This is a genomic window from Paenalcaligenes sp. GW821-LYS-B07-1 (genome assembly GCF_058803365.1).
Map to the genome: position 1 here is coordinate 3482998 of NZ_CM179516.1, position 19264 is coordinate 3502261.

The window sequence follows — 19264 nt, forward strand, 5'->3', positions numbered from 1 at the left end:
GTGGTTTCCTTTAGTTAAAATACAGTAGGCAAATGCTGCCTAACCGTAGACTCATCCAGATCATACAACGTCGCTAAATGGGTAGCAGTCATTGTCTGGCCAGGCGTCCCCACTGCTAGCAAGCTACCGTGCTTGAATAACGCCACGCGGTCTGCAATTTGCAATGCGTGCTCAGGTTGATGTGTGCACAGCAAAATCCCCATGCCCTGCTGTTGCAGGGCCTGTATGTGCGACAACACCCGTAGCTGATTACCGAAGTCCAAACTAGCTGTAGGCTCATCCATGACCAATAAAGCGGGCTGCTGTGCCAACGCACGTGCAATCAACACCAACTGACGTTCGCCCCCACTAATTTGCGTATAAGGCCTATCTAGTAAGTGCAGCAGGCCCACTTGCTCTAAACACCGACAAGCGAGCTGTTTATCATGCGCAGACGGACTAGCGAACAGCCCTAAGCTGGCTGTGCGCCCCATTAACACCACCTCTAAAACGCTGAAGGCAAACACGGCAGCATGCGCTTGCGGCACATAGGCGATGTGTTTCGCTAACGCCTGACGTGTCCAAGTGCATAGAGGCTTCCCCATTACGCTTACCTGCCCAGCTAACGGCGGCAACAACCCTAACAATGTTTTGAACAGCGTAGATTTACCACTGCCATTTGGCCCTAGCAAACACAGCACTTCTTGCGGCCAGACTTGCAGGCTGATGTCGTCTCCCACCTTTTGGTGTTTACCGTAGCCGATGCTGACCTGAATCAACTCAACAATAGGTGTGGTCATTTTTCTGCCGTGCTAGTACGCGCTAAGAGAAACAGAAAGAAAGGCGCACCCACTAACGAGGTCAACACTCCTAGTGGCAACTCGATAGAAGCCGCCGTGCGTGCCAAAGTATCGGTTAGCAGTAAAAAGATACCGCCCAACAACAACGAGGTGGGTAACAAGCGACTGAAATTTGGCCCCACCAACAGGCGTGCCACATGCGGAATCACTAACCCCACCCACCCTATGATGCCGGTAAACGAAATAGCACTGGCCGTCAGCAACGTGGCCGCCACAATCAGCACCACACGTAAGCGTTGCACAGGTACGCCCAACATCTGCGCCTCTTCATCTGGCAGGCTCAACAAGTTGATGCGCCAACGTAGTAATAGCAATGGCACTAAACCCGCCAGCATCCAGGGCAACGCCCACAACATTTCGGTTTGGTTGATGCTATTTAGCCCGCCCAGTAACCAGAAAGTAATCACAGACAACTGTGAATAGGGATCAGCCAACACTTTCACTAACGAGATACCCGCACCCAATAAAGAGCCTACAGCTACACCCGCCAAGACCAGCACTAAGACAGGATCGTGTCGCCGTACCATCCGTGCGATTACATAGACAAACAACACTGCCAACAAGCCGCCCACAAAGGCCAGCATTTGTACCCACAACAGTGACAACCCTAAATAAATGCCAACTACCGCCCCCAAGCCAGCACCAGCGGACACGCCCAAGATATCGGGTGACACTAAGGGATTTCTGAACATGCCTTGGTATGCTGCACCGGCCGCAGCAAGCCCCGCCCCCACCAGTATGGCGGCAACAATGCGCGGGAAGCGCAGTTGCCAAATCACGGTATAGGCTGTGGACTCGGCACTATCTGCACTAAAAGGAGCCGAAATAGCAGCCGCTAACTCTGCCCATGTCAGCGGGTACTTACCTGCGAATAAGGCAATGACAACGGCAATCGCTAATACACACAGTAGCCAGAACCAATGCCAATATCCCGTGCGATTGCTGAGGTTGTGCCGTGTCATTTAGTGTGCCTTATGGCGGGTTGCGCCAATAAGCCTTGTAGCTCTTCCATCGTTAATAAGCGCTGATAAAAGCGTAAGAAGAACTCGCGTACCCTATCAGGTAGCCACAGCTGATCTTGCTCCAACGTGGCTTTTACCCAGAGTAATCCCAACAACCTATTAATGCCCGGTGGCACATCTACCCACCCAAACGGCAATGACGGCACTAATAACAAGCGATCTTCTCGCACGGCACGTAAACTGTTCCACAAGGGAGAAAGCTTGGCCATCTCAAAAAATGTCGAGTCTTGGGCAAAAACAAAATCAGGATCCCATGCTAGCAGCTGCTCCATAGAGACCTGTGCTAGTCCACCCGTACCTGCGGCAGCCGCCACATTACGCGCACCTACATGGCTGATCACTTCGGCATGTATAGAACCGACCAGACCTGTTTCCAACCCATCTATGCCTCGTGCCAAATACACACTAGGTGCTTGGTTAGCCACGGCATTCGCGGTTTTATTCAGAATCTCGGTAGCATGTGCAGCCAACATTGCAGCACGTTCAGATACCTGTAGCAGTTCTCCGGCATACAGCAACTGTCTGGGGGAGTCAGCCAAGGTACCGTTTACTAATACATAGGGAATACCTGTTTGCCGTGCCACGTTTTCTGCCGCTGACTGATGTGTCTGGTTCACTACCCCAGCATCCAGAATCACGTCCGGTGACAAAGCCAACAAACTTTCCAGCGGTATGGTGCTACCTCTACCTGCTAAGCGCCCTACAAAAGGAATCTGCTGATAGTCTGGCGACAAATAGAAACGAGACTGGTCGCTCAGGTTATAAGGCCAGCCCAACATTTTCTCAGGAGCTAAACAGTACAACAGCACAGCAGCTGGTGGCCCAGCAGCAAACACCCGCTGTACCGCATCAGGTGCAGGTAACTGACCATAGTGATACAGCAACTGCGGTGAGGATGCCAACACTTTTGGCACCCAACCTGCCGTGAGCAGGCTGGCACCAAAAGCGTGTAATAGGCGTCGTTTAGCGTGATCCATTAGAAGCGATAAATAGCATTAGCGAACCACACACGACCAGGCATTGGATAACCTTCCGACAGCTCGTAGTATTTATCACCTAGGTTACGTACACCCGCTTCAATAGACAGATCGCTACGTGGTGACCAAATGGTTTTCAGACCCCAGATTCCGTAACCAGACAATTGCTCGTATTTATCCACTACACCCTCATCGTAGCGACCATTCTCTGCTTCTAATGTAGCTAAGAACTCCCACTGAGCATGGGGCTTCCACCCTACGTGTGCAAATAGACGGTTGCGTGGCAAACCCGTCAATTTTACATCTGGCTCGCTGCGGTTTTTGCTATTCAAATAAGTGTAGGCCAAACCAGCGCGCCACTCAGGGCTAAACTGTTGCTCTAACGAAAGCTCTATACCTTGGTGGCGTGCTCTATCAATATTCTGATATTGCCTACACTCGTACTTGCCACATACTGTGCCTGGCACATCCACACGGTTATGCGCATCACGCAAGTTACTGCGGAACAAGGTGAACTCTAGCTCCCCGCCTTCCCATGCTTCTGTACGTAAACCCAACTCATAATGCCACGCTTTTTCGGGCCGTAAATCTGGGTTAGGTAGGGCCTCACCAAAGCTTGCAGAATAGCGATCTTTAATGGTCGCAAAGTGCGTTTTGTGTGCCACGCTACCAAATAACTCGGTAGTAGGTGTCACGTTATGCACTAACTCTAATACGCCATTGGTAGCTTTATCTACTGCGCCAGAATCCCAAATATTGGCATCTTTGGTTTTGCGCCTATCATGGCTCAAGCCAGCACGCATTCTCCACGTATCGGATAGACGTATATAGTCCTCTATAGCTAATGAGTAGGTGATGTCTCTATAGTTCTTCGTGGCATAGCCTTCTTGTATGTCTTTGTGCCTATCGTCTTTATAGTTGAAGGCCAAATGCACCTCGTGATTAGCCCAACGATCTATGACCAGTTCGGCAGCAGCACCATAGGTTTTATCATCGTACTTACTACGGGTGTCTTGCAGGGTTGTGTAAGACGCATCGCTAAAACTGTCCATGCCGTTTTTATAGGTATCGGCGTAAGCACGTAGACGCAAGGTGTAGTCTGAACCCAGATCAGTACTGCTCATGAAGTACAAGCTGTCTTTGTCCCAATACGGCCACTGCCAGAAACGCCCGGTAAAACGATTACCTTTACGTTCACCCGTGTACACAGGCTGACCTTTTTTACCTTCTTGACGTACGTAGCCAAATACGTACTCATCCGTAGCGTTAGGTGTCAGACCCAACTTAAAAGAGAGCTTCTTGTCAGTGTAGTGACCATTCTCGCGGTAGCTACCTAAGTCCGTAGGCGATTTTTTCTGATCATGGAACCCCTTGGGCAGAGGAAAACCATTCGCATCCAAATACGACGCACCAAATTGGAAATACCATTGCTCTTGTCTAGAGCCGACGTTTACCGAGAACAAACGCTCTTGTCCCGAGGCGTAGCCCATGCGTACATCGCCCTCAAACTCACGTTCGGGTTTGCGAGACACTAAGTTGATCGCGCCCCCCATCACATTGGGACCATACAGCAGTGACGCATTCCCTTTAGCCACCGTCAATGTGGATAAATCGAAGGTAGTAAAGCGATTTAAATCCACGTTACCGTCATACGGCACATACTGTGGAATACCATCCATGAAAATGGCGATACGACGCGAATCAAAGCCTCGTATGGAAACGGTTTGTTCGTTACGCTGCCCACTAGAGGCCAAAGTCACGCCCGGTATCATGGTGGCCGCGCTACCAATATTATTGCGATTAAAGCGTTCCATCGTGGTTTCGTTCAAGGTGGTTTCGCCCAACAATAATGAACCACCAATGTCACCACGCACTACCACTTCACCCAACTTAAAAACGGTGCTGTTATCCGTGTCTTCGGCATACACCATGCCACAGCATGACAATGCGGCACACAGTGCCGTCAAACGCCACACCCCACGATTTTTCGCACAGCCTAACCACGTCTTGGTGGTCGCTGGGCTATGCGTCATAAAGCTGTTCATCTGCCTCTCCCAATTTGTTTCTATTCGTTATAAGCAGAGGTATATTACGACAGTGGGAATTGAATCAGCAAATCACATCTATAGAAAAAGGATGATGTGCGCAGAAGCGCGACACTACGCACAAAAAAGCGGCTTTTTTACGTCTATCCCTTGCACGCTGCACATCTCGTACATCGTGCTCATGGATAGGTAAAAAAGCCGCTAGCAATCAGGCCGTAGCAGACCTTTATCTACATCACGCCACCCGCACCAACTGGCTAGGTGTTCTGTCTAAGACATTCAACACATCGCCCACTGCATCAAACAGCGTGTCTAGCTCAGCCGCTGTTGTGGTAAAGGTAGGGCCGAACTGCAACGTATCGCCCCCAAAGCGTACGTAAAAGCCTTTCTTCCACAATGCCATACCTGCCTCAAAAGGCCGCACCACAGCATCACCATCACGAGGCGCTAACTGAATTGCTCCAACTAGGCCGCAATTACGTATATCCACCACATGGTTTGCATACCGTAAACCGTGCAAACTGCGCTCAAAGTGTGGAGCTAGCTCTGCTGCTTTTTGGGGTAGGTTTTCACGCTCTAGAATATCCAAAGCCGCCAAACCGGCTGCACACGCTACAGGGTGAGCAGAATAGGTATACCCATGCCCAAACTCCACCATGTAATCGGGTGTGTTTTGCTGCATAAAGGTTTGGTAGATCTCGGTAGAAGCAATAACAGCACCCATAGGGATGGCACCGTTAGTCAACTGCTTGGCGACGTTCATGATGTCAGGTGTAACACCAAAATACTCAGCCGCGCTTAACGTACCCAACCTACCAAAGCCTGTAATCACCTCATCAAAAATCAACAGAATTTGGTGCTGATCACAAATCTCGCGTAAACGGCGCAAGTAACCCTGTGGTGGCACCAATGCCCCCGCCGACCCAGACACAGGCTCCACAATCACCGCAGCGATGTTGGACGCATCGTGCAATTCAATGAGTTTCAGCAACTCGTTCGCTAGCTCTACACCGCCTGTTTCGGCTTGGCCTTTGGTGAAGGCCATACCGGGCTGCAAGGTGTGAGGCAGGTGATCAGCATCCATCATTTGCCCGAACATCTTACGATTACCACCTATACCCCCCAAACTAGTGCCGGCCACGTTCACACCATGGTACCCACGAGCACGCCCTATCATTTTTGTTTTGGATGGCTGACCTTTCAAACGCCAATAGGCGCGCGCCATCTTAATAGATGTGTCCGTACACTCTGAACCTGAATCTGTGAAGAACACATGGTTGAGTGGATCAGGCAACAGCGAGGTAATACGTTCTGCTAACTTAAACGACAGTGGGTGGCCAAACTGGAATGCAGGGGAGTAATCCAACGTACCCAATTGCTGACTCACGGCATCACGTATCTCGCTACGGTTATGCCCTGCACCACAACACCACAAACCTGACAAACTATCAAATACCTTGCGGCCATCAGCATCAATCAGCCAGTTATTGTCAGCGCCCACAATCATTCTGGGATCACGATGAAAATTGCGGTTCGCACTAAACGGCATCCAATGTGCTTGTAGATTCAATGCTTCCATGACTTGTCTCCATCCTTTATTAGAGGGGTATACAGGGATTGTAGAGAGCTTATTTGATCAGTACGATATGAATCTATTGATAGAAACTTAAGTATTTACTGAACTATGGACAGAGCTACTCTTAATCAAGTCAGTGACTTTGATCTGCGTTTATTACGTGTATTCAGAACCGTCGCCAAAGCGGGCGGGTTTGCAGCCGCTGAAAGTATTTTAGGTATTAGTCGGTCTGCTATTAGCATGCACATGAGTGACCTAGAAAAACGCGTAGGGATGCGTTTATGCCAACGAGGTCGAGCTGGGTTCAGCCTAACCGACCAAGGACGCGAAGTGCTACGCGCCAGTGAAACGGTACTGGCCGCTATTGAAGGTTTTCGTAGTGAGGTGAACCAACTGCACCACAGCCTACGCGGTGACTTCAATATTGGCTTGATGAACAGCTTAGTGACCCAGCCAAAAATGCGCATCACGACGGCATTACAGAACTTGTGCAGCGCTAATAGCGGTATACGCGTCAACATCAGTATGAGCACGCCTGGGGAAATTGAACGCGGGCTATTGGACGGGCGCTTACATGTAGGGGCGCTACCCTTGATCACCACACTACCCAGTTTGGACTACCTACCGCTATACGAAGAACAATCGTATCTCTACTGCAGCAATAGGCATCCATTATTCACACAGGCCACTACTGTAGAGCTGCCCACGCTCTACACAGCACGAGCCATACAGCCCAGCTACCGCATGCCCTCAGAAGCGATACAGTTGCATCAGCCGTTACAACGCACGGCCACGGCATCCGATCGCGAAGCCATCGCCTTCCTTATCCTGACTGGTGAGTACATCGGTTTTCTGCCTGACCATTTAGCCGCTAACTGGGTAAGCCAAGGGGTGATGACGGCGCTACGCCCAGACTTGATGCACTTTTCTATTACCTTAGCCGCTGCCACCCGAAAAGGCAGACGTCAGAATTTGATTGTGGATAAGTTTCTGGATGCGTTGCAGACGCAGACTGCATAAATACATTATTAGTACCCATCTGCTGTTTATGTGCAAAAAAGGCGCCAAGTTGGCGCCTTTTTATTATCGTTTACTTCGCTGTGGGCATCGCGAACTCTGCCCCTTTCTCTATGCTTTGCGGCCAACGTTGCATGATGGATTTTTGTTTGGTGTAGAAGCGTACACCTTCCTCGCCATACACATGCATGTCACCAAACAAGCTTTGCTTCCAACCACCAAAACCCTGCCATGCCATTGGCACTGGAATAGGCACGTTAATACCTACCATACCTACCTGCACACGACGGCCAAACTCACGGGCCACGTTGCCATCGCTGGTGTAGCACGACACGCCATTACCAAACGCGTGGTTATTAATCAGCTCTAATGCCTGAGCAAAATCAGGAACTCGCACGCATGACAACACAGGCCCGAAGATCTCTTCTTGGTAAATGCGCATATCTGGAGTCACATGGTCAAACAACGTGCCACCGGTAAAGAAGCCTTGTTCATGACCAGCCACTTTCAAACCGCGACCATCAACCACCAGCGTGGCACCTTCCTGCACTCCCGTAGCGATATAACCTTCTATACGCTTTAGCGCTTCGCGGGTCACGATAGGACCCATCTCAGCTTCAGGATTCATACCATTGGTAATTTTTAGTGCGCGAGCACGTTCTGCCAGCTTGGGGATAATGCGCTCAGCCACATCACCCACTAACACCGCCACGGAAATCGCCATGCAACGCTCACCAGCAGAACCGTAAGCCGCGCCGATCAATGCATCTACAGCTTGCTCTATGTCGGCATCAGGCATAACTACCAGGTGGTTTTTGGCACCACCCAATGCCTGTACACGTTTACCAAAGTGTGCCCCCTGCTCGTAGATGTACTTGGCTATAGGTGTGGAACCCACAAAGCTCATCGCAGACACATCCGGGTGTGCCAGCAAAGCATCTACCGTAGGCTTACCACCTTGCACCACATTGAATACCCCATCAGGCAAACCGGCTTGTTTCAGCAAATCAGCCATAAACAGAGATGCAGATGGATCACGCTCGCTAGGTTTCAGGACAAAGCAGTTACCCGTCACCAAAGCGATGGGGAACATCCAACATGGCACCATGCAAGGGAAGTTAAACGGTGTCACCCCAGCCACCACACCCAACGGCTGACGCATCGTCCAGTTATCCATGTTCGTAGATACCTGATCGGTGTAATCCCCCTTCAACAATTGGGGAGCGCCACACGCAAACTCAATAATATCGATACCACGCATCACTTCGCCCTTGGCATCGCTAAACACTTTCCCATGCTCGGCGGTGATGATTTCAGCCAAGGTATCAATGTGCTCATTCATCAGCTCAAGAAACTTCAACATGATGCGAGCACGACGAATAGGGGGCGTATCGGCCCATGCAGGGAAAGCAGCAGTGGCTGCAGCAACGGCTGCATTGATATCTGATGCCGTACCCAAGCGCACTTGGCGTGTAACAGCACCCGTAGCGGGGTTATAGACGGCTTGCGTCTCTGTGCCATTGCCTGCGGTCAGTTTGCCACCAATGAAATGCTGCACTTCCTGCTGTTGATCTGTCATGATGTGGTCTCCTGTGGATAATCATTTTCATACAGTGTAGAAAGTGTGCCCTGCTCTGCCTAGTCAAAAACACTTGATTAATTGTTTAGTATTCTGAACAATCAGTGTATGGACATAGAAAAAATACAATCTCTTTGGGCCCATTTACATTGCTTAAGCGTTCTGCAACAGCAAGGAAGTTTTACAGCTACGGCAAAACGGTTGGGCATCAGTAAAGCCGCTGTGAGCCAACGTATAGCTGAATTGGAAAAAGCCTGTGGACTACCTTTGGTGCGTCGTACCACACGCAGTGTGCAGTTAACGGAGGCCGGCTATAGGTTGGCAGAAAACACCCGACAAGAGTTTGAAAATATTGCCCATCAATTTGCGACGGTACAAGAGTTAGCTACCCACCCACGAGGCTGGTTACGCATCACCGCACCATTAGCTTTTTCTCGTCAACAATTAATTCCCAAGCTGCAAGGTTTTATGAGTCGTTACCCTGACGTGCAGCTGGACTTAAATCTTTCAGATAATTTGCTTTCTCTGGAACAAGAAGCCGTAGATTTGGCCATACGCCATACCAGCACACCACCGGATACCTATGTAGCTTGGCCTCTATGCCAAACACTGTCGTTGTTGGTAGCGAGTCCAGACTATCTGAGCAAGCACGGTGTACCTTTACACCCTGATGATCTGTTGCAGCATCGGTGTCTGCATTATCCGCGATCGCAACGCACTGCTACGTGGACATTTGAACATGCTGATAGCAACATTGCTCAGCGTTTAACTGTACCGATTACGGGGGCGTTTGTAGCAAATAACAGTGAAGCTCTACGTGACATTGCCTTGCAACATCAAGGCATCGCCTTGGTCCCTGACTTTAGTGTGCAAGAAGCTCTACAAACAGGCAGCTTGGTACAGGTAATGGCTGATTGGCAGCCATCCGGCGCGTTTGGTAACTGTGTCTATGCACTGCGTCCCTATTCTGCGCAGGTACCACAGACGGTGCGACTATTTGTGGATTATTTACGCGACGCATTCAAACATGGTTTCAATGTGAGCGGTGACCTAGACTACAAAAAAACAACCCCCTGAAGATCACTTCAGGGGGTTATCGTATTCCGTGTTCTGTCAGTAATGAATTACTGCAGAGCAATTTCCACATCAACGCCAGCTGGCAAATCCAGACGCATCAATGCATCAACTGTTTTATCAGTTGGGTCAACAATATCCATCAAACGCTGGTGCGTACGGATTTCGACCTGGTCACGCGCTGTTTTGTTCACGTGTGGTGAGCTCAACAGGTCGTAACGACGGATACGTGTAGGCAGAGGTACAGGACCACGCACAACAGCACCGGTACGTTTAGCCGTATCAACGATTTCAGCCGCAGACTGGTCGATTAATTTGTAGTCGAAAGCCTTAAGGCGGATACGGATTTTCTGGTTTTTCATGTGATTTCCTAAAGAACGAAAAGTTGCAGGGGCAACACCGCGCCCCTGCATCCAGCTATATCAATAGCTTATTTGATGATTTTGGCTACAACGCCAGCACCAACAGTACGGCCACCTTCGCGGATCGCGAAACGCAGACCTTCTTCCATAGCGATAGGCGCAATCAGCGACACTGTCATGGAAATGTTATCGCCTGGCAGAACCATTTCTTTGTCTTCTGGCAGTTCGATAGTACCGGTTACGTCAGTTGTACGGAAGTAGAACTGAGGACGGTAGCCTTTGAAGAATGGTGTGTGACGACCGCCTTCTTCTTTGGACAGAATGTACACTTCAGCTGTGAAGTCTGTGTGTGGCTTGATCGAACCTGGTTTAGCCAATACTTGACCACGCTCAACGTCTTCACGTTTGGTACCACGCAGCAATACACCAACGTTATCGCCCGCTTCACCTTGATCCAACAATTTACGGAACATCTCTACGCCCGTGCATGTGGATTTTACTGTGTCGCGAATACCAACGATCTCGATCTCTTCACCAACTTTAACGATACCACGCTCGATACGGCCAGTTACCACTGTACCGCGACCGGAGATGGAGAATACGTCTTCTACTGGCATCAAGAATGCACCGTCTACAGCACGTTCTGGTGTTGGGATGTAGCTGTCCAGAGCTTCGGCCAAAGCCAATACTGCTTGGCTGCCCAATGGGCCTTCGTCGCCTTCCAGTGCCAACTTAGCGGAACCTTTAACGATTGGTGTGTCGTCGCCTGGGAAATCGTAGTTCGACAACAGCTCACGAACTTCCATTTCTACCAGTTCCAACAACTCTTCGTCGTCAACCATGTCGGCTTTGTTCAGGAACACGATGATGTAAGGAACACCAACCTGACGGCTCAACAAGATGTGTTCACGTGTCTGAGGCATTGGGCCGTCAGCTGCGGACACTACCAGAATCGCGCCATCCATCTGCGCTGCACCAGTAATCATGTTTTTAACGTAGTCAGCGTGACCTGGGCAGTCTACGTGTGCGTAGTGACGTGCAGGTGTTTCGTATTCTACGTGAGAGGTGCTGATGGTAATACCACGAGCTTTCTCTTCAGGTGCTGCGTCGATTTGCGCGTAGTCACGTGCTTCACCGCCGTATGCTTTTGCCAAAACCGTGCAGATCGCTGCGGTCAGAGTGGTTTTACCGTGGTCAACGTGACCAATTGTACCTACGTTGACGTGCGGTTTAGTCCGTTCAAACTTACCTTTTGCCATGATTTATCTCTACTATGTTTTCAGGAAAACAAAAATTTATAGACCAGCCCGTTTATACAACAGACTGGCCTTAACGTGTTATTTATTTTGCACGCGCGCTGACAACTTCATCAGCTACATGCTTAGGAGCTTCTGAGTACTGCTTAAACTCCATGCTGTACGTAGCACGACCCTGGGTCTGAGAACGCAAGCTGGTTGAGTAACCAAACATCTCGGCCAGAGGAACCTCTGCCTTGATGATTTTGCCACCACCAGGAATGTCTTCCATACCCTGAACCATACCGCGACGGGAGGACAAGTCACCCATCACTGTACCGGCGTACTCTTCTGGCGTTTCAACATCAACAGCCATCATGGGTTCCAGCAGCACTGGATCAGCGCGGCGCATACCCTCTTTGAACGCCATGGAAGCAGCCAGACGGAAAGCGTTTTCGTTCGAGTCCACATCGTGGTACGAACCGAAGAACAATGTTGCTTTCACGTCAACTACTGGGTAACCAGCGATCACACCAGCAGGCAGTGTTTCGCGGATACCTTTATCAACGGCAGGAATGTATTCACGTGGAACCACACCACCTTTGATCTCGTCAACGAACTCGTAGCCACCACCTGGTTCCATTGGCTCGAGTTTCAGTACCACGTGACCGTATTGACCACGACCACCGGACTGACGAACAAATTTGCCTTCAACTTCTGGGCAAACTTTGCGGATAGTTTCGCGGTAAGCCACTTGTGGTTTACCAACGTTAGCTTCCACATTGAACTCGCGACGCATGCGGTCAACCAGAACTTCCAAGTGCAGCTCACCCATACCAGAAATAATAGTCTGGCCAGATTCTTCATCACTTGTTACGCGGAAAGAAGGATCTTCCTGCGCCAAGCGAGAAAGGGCCACACCCATTTTCTCTTGGTCGGATTTGGTTTTTGGTTCAACAGCCTGAGAAATCACTGGCTCTGGGAACTCCATGCGTTCCAGAACGATATGGTTCTGCATGTCGCACAGTGTTTCACCAGTTGTAACTTCTTTCAGACCCACCACCGCAGCGATATCACCCGCTACCAGCTCTTTCAGTTCAGCACGGTTATTAGCGTGCATCTGCAGAATACGGCCGATACGCTCACGCTTGCCTTTCACTGAGTTGTACACAGTGTCGCCAGAGCGCAGAATGCCGGAGTACACACGCACAAACGTCAACTGACCAACGAAGTTATCTGTCATCAGCTTGAATGCCAATGCGGACAATGGAGCGTTGTCGTCAGCAGGACGAGCAATAGGATTGCCGTCATCGTCTTCACCAGCCACGTCAGGAATATCCACTGGGGATGGCATGTAGTCGATCACTGCATCCAGCATGCGCTGAACACCTTTGTTTTTGAACGCTGTACCGCACAGCATTGGCTGGATTTCGCCAGCAATGGTACGTGTACGCAGACCCAAAGTCAGGTCGGCCTCGGACAGGTCGCCTTCTTCCAGGTATTTGTTCATCAACTCTTCGCTGGCTTCAGCTGCAGCTTCAACCAGGTTTTCGCGCCATTTGTTGGCTTCGGCAACCAAGTTAGCTGGAATATCAGCGTATTCAAATTTCACGCCCAGGCTGGCTTCATCCCAGATGATGGCCTTCATTTTGACCAGATCAACAACGCCTTTGAATTCATCTTCAGCGCCGATTGGCAAAACGACTGGCACAGGACTAGCTTTCAAACGCAGTTTGAGCTGGTCGTACACCTTGTAGAAGTTAGCACCGGTACGGTCCATTTTGTTGATGAACAACAAACGTGGCACACCGTATTTGTTAGCTTGGCGCCATACGGTTTCGGACTGAGGCTGCACACCGCCCACAGCACAATACACCATCACCGCACCGTCCAGAACACGCATGGAACGCTCTACCTCAATGGTAAAGTCCACGTGCCCGGGGGTGTCAATAATGTTGATACGGTGCTCTGGGTAATTGCCAGCCATACCGCTCCAGAACGCTGTGGTAGCAGCAGAGGTAATGGTAATACCACGCTCTTGCTCTTGCTCCATCCAGTCCATGGTTGCGGAACCCTCGTGGGTTTCGCCCAGCTTGTGGCTTACACCAGTGTAAAACAGGATGCGTTCTGTCGTTGTGGTTTTACCGGCATCAATGTGTGCCGAAATACCAATATTACGATAGCGCTCGATGGGGGTTTTGCGGGCCATGATTTTGTCCTTTGATTACCAACGGAAATGGCTGAATGCCTTGTTGGCTTCGGCCATTCTGTGCGTGTCTTCACGCTTTCTCATTGCACCACCACGGCCTTCTGCGGCATCCAGCAACTCGCCGGCCAAACGCAGGTCCATGGATTTTTCACTGCGTTTTTTAGCAGCTTCGCGTACCCAACGCATGGCCAGAGCCAAACGACGTACAGGACGAACTTCAACAGGCACTTGATAGTTAGCACCACCAACACGGCGGCCTTTAACTTCAACTACAGGTTTTACGTTATTGATAGCAGTGGTGAACACTTCGATCGGATCTTTGCCGGCTTTTTCCTGGATTTGATCGAGGGCACCATACACGATGCGTTCGGCAACAGCTTTCTTACCGGACAACATCACGATATTCATGAATTTTGCGAGTTCTACGCTACCAAATTTAGGATCTGGCAGGATTTCTCTTTTGGGTACTTCGCGACGGCGAGGCATAATATTTCCTTGTGACTATTCAGTTGAGCCGCTTTTCACGGTCTTGGCCATTCATGACAAATGACCACTTACATGCCTTTGCATCAGGACAGCAAAGGCTGCACGGACACGGGCCAGATTATCCGGCCAGCAGAAAGCAGTAAATTACTTCTTAGGACGTTTCGCGCCGTATTTGGAGCGAGCCTGTTTACGATCTTTCACGCCTTGCAGGTCAAGTGCACCACGAACGATGTGATAACGCACACCTGGTAAGTCTTTTACACGACCACCACGGATCAGAACGACCGAGTGTTCCTGCAGGTTGTGGCCTTCACCACCGATGTACGAAATAACTTCGTAACCGTTGGTCAAGCGAACCTTGGCGACTTTACGCAGAGCAGAGTTAGGTTTTTTAGGGGTTGTAGTGTACACACGGGTGCAAACACCACGACGCTGCGGGCAGTTCTCGAGGGCAGGACTTTTGCTGCCTGGACGAGATACGGCACGCGGCTTGCGTACTAATTGACTAATGGTTGGCATAGCCTCGACGTATCCTTTACGTACAAAAACGAACATATCCTTGCGACAGTATTCGTGTCGCCGGGACGACTTGCACAGAACCGCCCACAACGAACATTTACGTAAAAGAGCGGGCCTGGCAACAAAGGACCACAGAGCAGGGTTTACCGATTAACGTATTGCCATCACAATACAACTCTGACAGCACATGTTGATACGAACCGTAGCAACATGAATTAAAAGGTGTAGCTAAAACAAGCTTTTTTGGGTCTATATAGATGCTTCTATATAGACAGAACCCCGTGCACTGGGTTTATTTACCTAGGAATACCGGCAAAGGATCCCATGAGTAAGCTAGCCAATTTACCACGCAAATGTTTTCTGGGTCAATAGTTTATGCACGGAACGCTAGTGTTTGCGCGGGCTTCGTGACGCCAAAGTAACGGGTAGTTGCATACGATACCCGGCCCCCTAGGGGGAAAAGTTATACTTCCTACAATTTATTGCTTTTAATATTAATGCCCATGAATATTGCCTCCTTGGAAGACGATCCAGTACAAAGCGAAATGATCGTCAAGACACTGGACTCAGCCGGCTACACCTGCTCGCCCTTCCATACTGGAAAATCATTGTTGGCAGCATTGGCTAAGCCGCACGATTTCAATGTGCTGGTATTAGACTGGGAGCTCCCTGACATGAGCGGCCTAGATGTATTACACTGGGTACGGTCTAAATTGGGTTATGCCCTGCCCGTGTTGTTCTTAACCAGCAGAACTGCCGAGGAAGACTTGGTGGTTGGGTTGCAAGCTGGTGCAGACGACTATATGGGTAAGCCCATTCGGCCTGCTGAGCTACAAGCCAGAGTTCAAGCCCTGTTGCGCAGGATGAACCCTGTTACACCTTCTACAGACTCTTTTGAGTTTGGTCCTTACTGTATTGATCCTGCTGCCGGCACCATTACGTTGCACGGTGAAGCGGTAGAGTTGGCTCCTAAAGAATTTGAGCTAGCTCTGTTGTTGTTTCGCAATCCTGGTAGGCTGTTTTCTCGTGATGTACTCAGTACGGCTGTATGGAACCGTGAAATTCCAGCTACCTCGCGTACATTGGATACGCACCTTTCTAACATTCGACGCAAGTTACAACTGCGTCCCGAAAACGGTGTGCGTTTGAACGCTTCTTATGCACTGGGCTATCGTCTGGAAACCGTTAACGAGCTCTAAAATATAAACGCTATATAACAACCATGCTTAAACATCTCGCCCTCGCTTGTTTCACTACATTTAGCTTGTTAGCCGGCACTACCTGTGTGGCCCAACCCTCTGGCGCCGAGGGCGACGATTTTATCTATAACGTACGGTCAGGCGACACACTCTCGGCCCTATCAAAGTTATATACCGGTCAAAGCAACCACTGGCGTACATTGCAAAATCTGAATAATGTAGTGGATCCATTGGCATTACCTATTGGTAAAGCACTACGTATTCCATTTTCGTTAATCGCCGAAGTACCTGGCCAAGCGCGTATTAGTCACTACAGTGGCGACATCACCATCAATGGCCAGCGCCCTCAAACTGGTGGCATGCTGAAAGAAGGTGATTCCATTGTGGTAGGCAGCAACGCTTTTCTAACATTGCAGTTAAGCGATGACAGTACTATCACGCTGCCACCTTCCAGCAACCTGAGCTTGAAACGTCTGCGCGACTTTACCCATGCAGGTTTGACTGACTCTATTATTGAATTGGAAAAAGGCGAACTGGAAACCCGCGTGGCTCCTGACCATCGTGGTGTAGGTCGTTTTGAAGTACACACACCGATTTCCGTTACTGGCGTGCGTGGTACAGACTTACGTGTACGCAGTCACGATGACCGCAGTATTACTGAAGTTATCAGCGGTAGAGCCAAGTTACAGACTGATGCCTCTAACCAAGCCATGTACATAAAGCCCGATCAAGGGACTATCGTGAATGCATCTGGCGAAGTCAGCACCGGTAACTTGTTGCCAGCGCCCGACATGAGCGAACCCGCCCGTGGCCCTAACGGTTGGCAAGTGTCTTTCCCTGCACTGCCAGGTGCGGATGAGTACTTGGTACAAGTAACACTGGATGAAGAAGGCTCACAGATCTACTCTCGTGAAACAACCACCGACACTACCGTTAGTTTCCATGCTGGCGGCACTGGTACTCACTACGTACGCGTAAGGGGTATTGCTGCAGACGGTCTGATGGGACGCGATGCGGTAGCAAGCTTCCCAGGCCAAATGGTCTTACAAAGCTCTGACGGCTCACCCATTATGAGTAGCTTCGACCTGCCAATTACACTGCAAGAATACTAGGCTGAACATTTTGTATGCGCAAGACAGCCTTGCCTCTACGTCCACCTTCGGGCTCCAGTTCGCTGGGGCGCCAGGTGCTACTAGAGTGGCGGATTATGACGTTTTTTTTGATCCTGCTGACTATCTTGCTCATACAGTTCAAAGACGTGCTCAAGCTATCCCAAGTTGATAGCACTTTTTACGACTTCTACATGAAACTGGCGTTGCCAGTTGCAGAACCCGATCCTGATGTTGCTCTCGTGGTCATTGACGAGGGTAGTCTGCAGCAAATGGGATACTGGCCTTGGCGTCGTGCTGAACACGCAAACCTCTTGAAAAATCTCAGCCAAGCTAAGGCCGTAGGCTTCGATATCCTCTTCCAAGATTACAACCCAGCCTACCCACAAGACGATCTCACCTTTGCGAACGCCATCAAGAACCATGGTCGCACCGTGCTGCCTACCATAGTCAGGCCTGACAGCACCCCCACCACGATAGATAAGCCTGTCTCACCACTCGCTGAAAGTGCTGCGGAGTTGGGTTTCATCAATATTTACCCCGATCCGGACGGTGCTGTACGTCGCATCTCGCTGTACACCACAGATGGTGCACAAAAGTTTTCACATATTATTCCCGCCATGCTCAAAGCTGGTGGTGAAGAGCAGATTGCCGATAAGTTACTGACCGCTAAGCCTGCTGAATACATGGTTAATTTCTCAGGGCCACCGGATCACTACCAGACCTATCCCTATTCGGCCGTAGCCAATGGGCTAATTCCAGCTGAAGAATTCAAAGACCGCTACGTCTTGGTCGGAGCATGGAGCAGCGGTCTAGGCGATTACTACCCTACCCCACTTTCATGGGTAGACCGTACCAGCATGGCTGGTGTAGAAATTCTTGCCAATGCGCTTAGCAACGCTCGTGATGACGATTGGATTAAGCCTCTACCCACATGGTTAGTCATCGTCTTAAATATCATCCCCATCTATTTGGTATGTTTGATACTAATACGGTTCTCACCTCGTAAAGCCTTTCTAACCACTACTGCACTGTGGTTGATACTCGTAGGCTTAGACTGGGCGTTACTGCAGTTCCTACACTTCTGGCTGCCCATTTCAAGCAGCTTGGTTGTCATGATGCTAGCTTACCCTGCATGGCACTGGCGCAGCCAAGAAACAGTATTGCGCCATATTAATCATGAACTTTCAGTTCTCAGTGCTCAAGACTCCGCCTTACGTTTAGCCTTAGAGGCCAAAGCACCCACAGAAACTCTGCCGGCACGACTAAGCTTTCTACACCGAGGTATTGAGCTTTTGCGCGAAGCACAACAACGTCGTGAACAGACGCTGCGATTCATTTCGCACGATATGCGTGCACCGCAGAATTCTATTTTGGCATTGGTATCCTTACAGCGTTCCGGCCAAGAAGCGCTGGATGAAAAACAGCTGCTGGGCAAGATAGAATCGTATGCCTCTAACACCCTAGAGCTTGTGAATAACTTTATGGACTTGGCGCGTGCTGAGGCCATGGAGATTGAATTCCACGACGTTAATCTGGGCGATGTGCTGGCTGATGTGTACGACGATGCGTGGTCACGCGCCAAAGCCAAACACATAGAAATTGCATTCGACACTACCGAAGAACAACTGTACGTGTACGGAAACGCCACTATGCTGCGCAGAACATTTAACAACTTGGTGGATAATGCCATCAAGTACAGTTCGGCCAACACCACAGTGCACTGTACACTTACTCAAGAAAACAACTACGCTGTGGTCAGTATTAAAGACCAAGGCTGGGGTATTCCTGATCACCTGCAACCTACCATCTTCCAAGCCTTTAATCGCGCCCACAGTACCGCTGAGGATGCTCCGATAGGCAGTGGTATAGGTTTGGCTTTTGTACAAACAGTAATACAGCGTCACCGCGGCTACATCACACTAGAAAGTGAAGAGGGCAAAGGTAGTACCTTTACCGTCAAGCTGCCCATCAGCGAAGAAGAAACAGCCTAAGCCTGTGTAGCCCATACGCCCT

The 19264-nt window shown here is 50.0% G+C and carries 16 protein-coding genes; 5 read left to right on the forward strand and 11 right to left on the reverse strand.

Going from position 1 to position 19264, the window contains the following annotated elements; genetic code table 11:
* Positions 1 to 14: 14 nt before the first annotated feature.
* From AC3QL0_RS16675 to aptA, 5 genes are all read right to left on the reverse strand, one after another.
* Positions 15 to 779: an ABC transporter ATP-binding protein gene (locus AC3QL0_RS16675; protein WP_493009454.1), complete on the reverse strand. Its 765-nt coding sequence runs from the start codon at positions 777 to 779 to the stop codon at positions 15 to 17.
* Complete coding sequence (locus AC3QL0_RS16680) at positions 776 to 1801, reverse strand: FecCD family ABC transporter permease (protein WP_493009455.1); 1026 nt, start codon at positions 1799 to 1801, stop codon at positions 776 to 778. Before AC3QL0_RS16680 ends, AC3QL0_RS16675 begins: the two co-directional genes overlap by 4 nt.
* Complete coding sequence (locus tag AC3QL0_RS16685) at positions 1798 to 2838, reverse strand: iron ABC transporter substrate-binding protein (protein WP_493009456.1); 1041 nt, start codon at positions 2836 to 2838, stop codon at positions 1798 to 1800. Before AC3QL0_RS16685 ends, AC3QL0_RS16680 begins: the two co-directional genes overlap by 4 nt.
* Positions 2838 to 4883 carry a TonB-dependent receptor plug domain-containing protein gene (locus AC3QL0_RS16690; RefSeq protein ID WP_493009457.1) on the reverse strand — a complete coding sequence of 682 codons (2046 nt, stop codon included), beginning with the start codon at positions 4881 to 4883 and terminating at the stop codon, positions 2838 to 2840. The genes AC3QL0_RS16685 and AC3QL0_RS16690 overlap by 1 nt, the downstream gene beginning before the upstream one ends.
* Positions 4884 to 5118: 235 nt before the next feature.
* Complete coding sequence (gene aptA, locus AC3QL0_RS16695) at positions 5119 to 6462, reverse strand: omega-aminotransferase AptA (protein WP_493009458.1); 1344 nt, start codon at positions 6460 to 6462, stop codon at positions 5119 to 5121.
* A gap of 105 nt (positions 6463 to 6567) precedes the next feature.
* Between aptA and AC3QL0_RS16700 the strand changes: the two genes are divergently transcribed.
* Positions 6568 to 7479, forward strand: a complete 912-nt coding sequence (locus tag AC3QL0_RS16700) for a LysR family transcriptional regulator (RefSeq protein ID WP_493009459.1) — start codon at positions 6568 to 6570, stop codon at positions 7477 to 7479.
* 70 nt (positions 7480 to 7549) lie between these two features.
* On the opposite strand, the gene AC3QL0_RS16705 is transcribed toward AC3QL0_RS16700, so the two are convergent.
* Positions 7550 to 9055 (reverse strand): CoA-acylating methylmalonate-semialdehyde dehydrogenase, encoded by a 1506-nt coding sequence (locus AC3QL0_RS16705; RefSeq protein WP_493009460.1) that lies wholly within the window; start codon positions 9053 to 9055, stop codon positions 7550 to 7552.
* Positions 9056 to 9163: 108 nt separating this feature from the next.
* Between AC3QL0_RS16705 and AC3QL0_RS16710 the strand changes: the two genes are divergently transcribed.
* Complete coding sequence (locus AC3QL0_RS16710; RefSeq protein ID WP_493009461.1) at positions 9164 to 10132, forward strand: LysR family transcriptional regulator; 969 nt, start codon at positions 9164 to 9166, stop codon at positions 10130 to 10132.
* A 47-nt stretch (positions 10133 to 10179) separates the two neighbouring features.
* Here the strand turns inward: AC3QL0_RS16710 and rpsJ are convergent, their stop codons facing one another.
* The 5 genes from rpsJ to rpsL all read right to left on the reverse strand — a co-directional run bounded on the left by rpsJ (position 10180) and on the right by rpsL (position 14940).
* A complete protein-coding gene (gene rpsJ, locus AC3QL0_RS16715) occupies positions 10180 to 10491 on the reverse strand; it encodes a 30S ribosomal protein S10 (protein WP_135863858.1) in 312 nt (103 codons plus the stop codon).
* A 68-nt stretch (positions 10492 to 10559) separates the two neighbouring features.
* Entirely contained in the window at positions 10560 to 11750 is a 1191-nt protein-coding gene (gene tuf, locus AC3QL0_RS16720) for an elongation factor Tu (RefSeq protein ID WP_493009462.1), read from the reverse strand.
* 82 nt (positions 11751 to 11832) lie between these two features.
* Positions 11833 to 13935 carry an elongation factor G gene (gene fusA, locus AC3QL0_RS16725; RefSeq protein WP_493009463.1) on the reverse strand — a complete coding sequence of 701 codons (2103 nt, stop codon included), beginning with the start codon at positions 13933 to 13935 and terminating at the stop codon, positions 11833 to 11835.
* A 15-nt stretch (positions 13936 to 13950) separates the two neighbouring features.
* Positions 13951 to 14421, reverse strand: a complete 471-nt coding sequence (gene rpsG, locus AC3QL0_RS16730) for a 30S ribosomal protein S7 (protein ID WP_135863560.1) — start codon at positions 14419 to 14421, stop codon at positions 13951 to 13953.
* A 144-nt stretch (positions 14422 to 14565) separates the two neighbouring features.
* Positions 14566 to 14940 carry a 30S ribosomal protein S12 gene (gene rpsL / locus AC3QL0_RS16735; protein WP_135863562.1) on the reverse strand — a complete coding sequence of 125 codons (375 nt, stop codon included), beginning with the start codon at positions 14938 to 14940 and terminating at the stop codon, positions 14566 to 14568.
* A gap of 503 nt (positions 14941 to 15443) precedes the next feature.
* Between rpsL and AC3QL0_RS16740 the strand changes: the two genes are divergently transcribed.
* From AC3QL0_RS16740 to AC3QL0_RS16750, 3 genes are all read left to right on the forward strand, one after another.
* Positions 15444 to 16139: a response regulator transcription factor gene (locus tag AC3QL0_RS16740; protein WP_493009464.1), complete on the forward strand. Its 696-nt coding sequence runs from the start codon at positions 15444 to 15446 to the stop codon at positions 16137 to 16139.
* A 23-nt stretch (positions 16140 to 16162) separates the two neighbouring features.
* On the forward strand, positions 16163 to 17251 hold the full coding sequence (locus AC3QL0_RS16745; protein WP_493009465.1) for a FecR family protein: 1089 nt from the start codon (positions 16163 to 16165) through the stop codon (positions 17249 to 17251).
* A gap of 95 nt (positions 17252 to 17346) precedes the next feature.
* Positions 17347 to 19242 carry a CHASE2 domain-containing protein gene (locus tag AC3QL0_RS16750; RefSeq protein WP_493009466.1) on the forward strand — a complete coding sequence of 632 codons (1896 nt, stop codon included), beginning with the start codon at positions 17347 to 17349 and terminating at the stop codon, positions 19240 to 19242.
* Positions 19243 to 19264 lie beyond the last annotated feature (22 nt).

Coding starts and splice junctions, on each gene's coding strand:
- aptA (WP_493009458.1), bottom strand. CDS start 6,462: ATGGAAGCATTGAATCTACAAGCACATTGGATGCCGTTTAGTGCGAAC.
- tuf (WP_493009462.1), bottom strand. CDS start 11,750: ATGGCAAAAGGTAAGTTTGAACGGACTAAACCGCACGTCAACGTAGGT.
- AC3QL0_RS16700 (WP_493009459.1), top strand. CDS start 6,568: ATGGACAGAGCTACTCTTAATCAAGTCAGTGACTTTGATCTGCGTTTA.
- AC3QL0_RS16750 (WP_493009466.1), top strand. CDS start 17,347: ATGACGTTTTTTTTGATCCTGCTGACTATCTTGCTCATACAGTTCAAA.
- AC3QL0_RS16710 (WP_493009461.1), top strand. CDS start 9,164: ATGGACATAGAAAAAATACAATCTCTTTGGGCCCATTTACATTGCTTA.
- AC3QL0_RS16690 (WP_493009457.1), bottom strand. CDS start 4,883: ATGAACAGCTTTATGACGCATAGCCCAGCGACCACCAAGACGTGGTTA.
- AC3QL0_RS16680 (WP_493009455.1), bottom strand. CDS start 1,801: ATGACACGGCACAACCTCAGCAATCGCACGGGATATTGGCATTGGTTC.
- rpsL (WP_135863562.1), bottom strand. CDS start 14,940: ATGCCAACCATTAGTCAATTAGTACGCAAGCCGCGTGCCGTATCTCGT.
- AC3QL0_RS16675 (WP_493009454.1), bottom strand. CDS start 779: ATGACCACACCTATTGTTGAGTTGATTCAGGTCAGCATCGGCTACGGT.
- AC3QL0_RS16745 (WP_493009465.1), top strand. CDS start 16,163: ATGCTTAAACATCTCGCCCTCGCTTGTTTCACTACATTTAGCTTGTTA.
- rpsJ (WP_135863858.1), bottom strand. CDS start 10,491: ATGAAAAACCAGAAAATCCGTATCCGCCTTAAGGCTTTCGACTACAAA.
- fusA (WP_493009463.1), bottom strand. CDS start 13,935: ATGGCCCGCAAAACCCCCATCGAGCGCTATCGTAATATTGGTATTTCG.
- AC3QL0_RS16685 (WP_493009456.1), bottom strand. CDS start 2,838: ATGGATCACGCTAAACGACGCCTATTACACGCTTTTGGTGCCAGCCTG.
- rpsG (WP_135863560.1), bottom strand. CDS start 14,421: ATGCCTCGCCGTCGCGAAGTACCCAAAAGAGAAATCCTGCCAGATCCT.
- AC3QL0_RS16740 (WP_493009464.1), top strand. CDS start 15,444: ATGAATATTGCCTCCTTGGAAGACGATCCAGTACAAAGCGAAATGATC.
- AC3QL0_RS16705 (WP_493009460.1), bottom strand. CDS start 9,055: ATGACAGATCAACAGCAGGAAGTGCAGCATTTCATTGGTGGCAAACTG.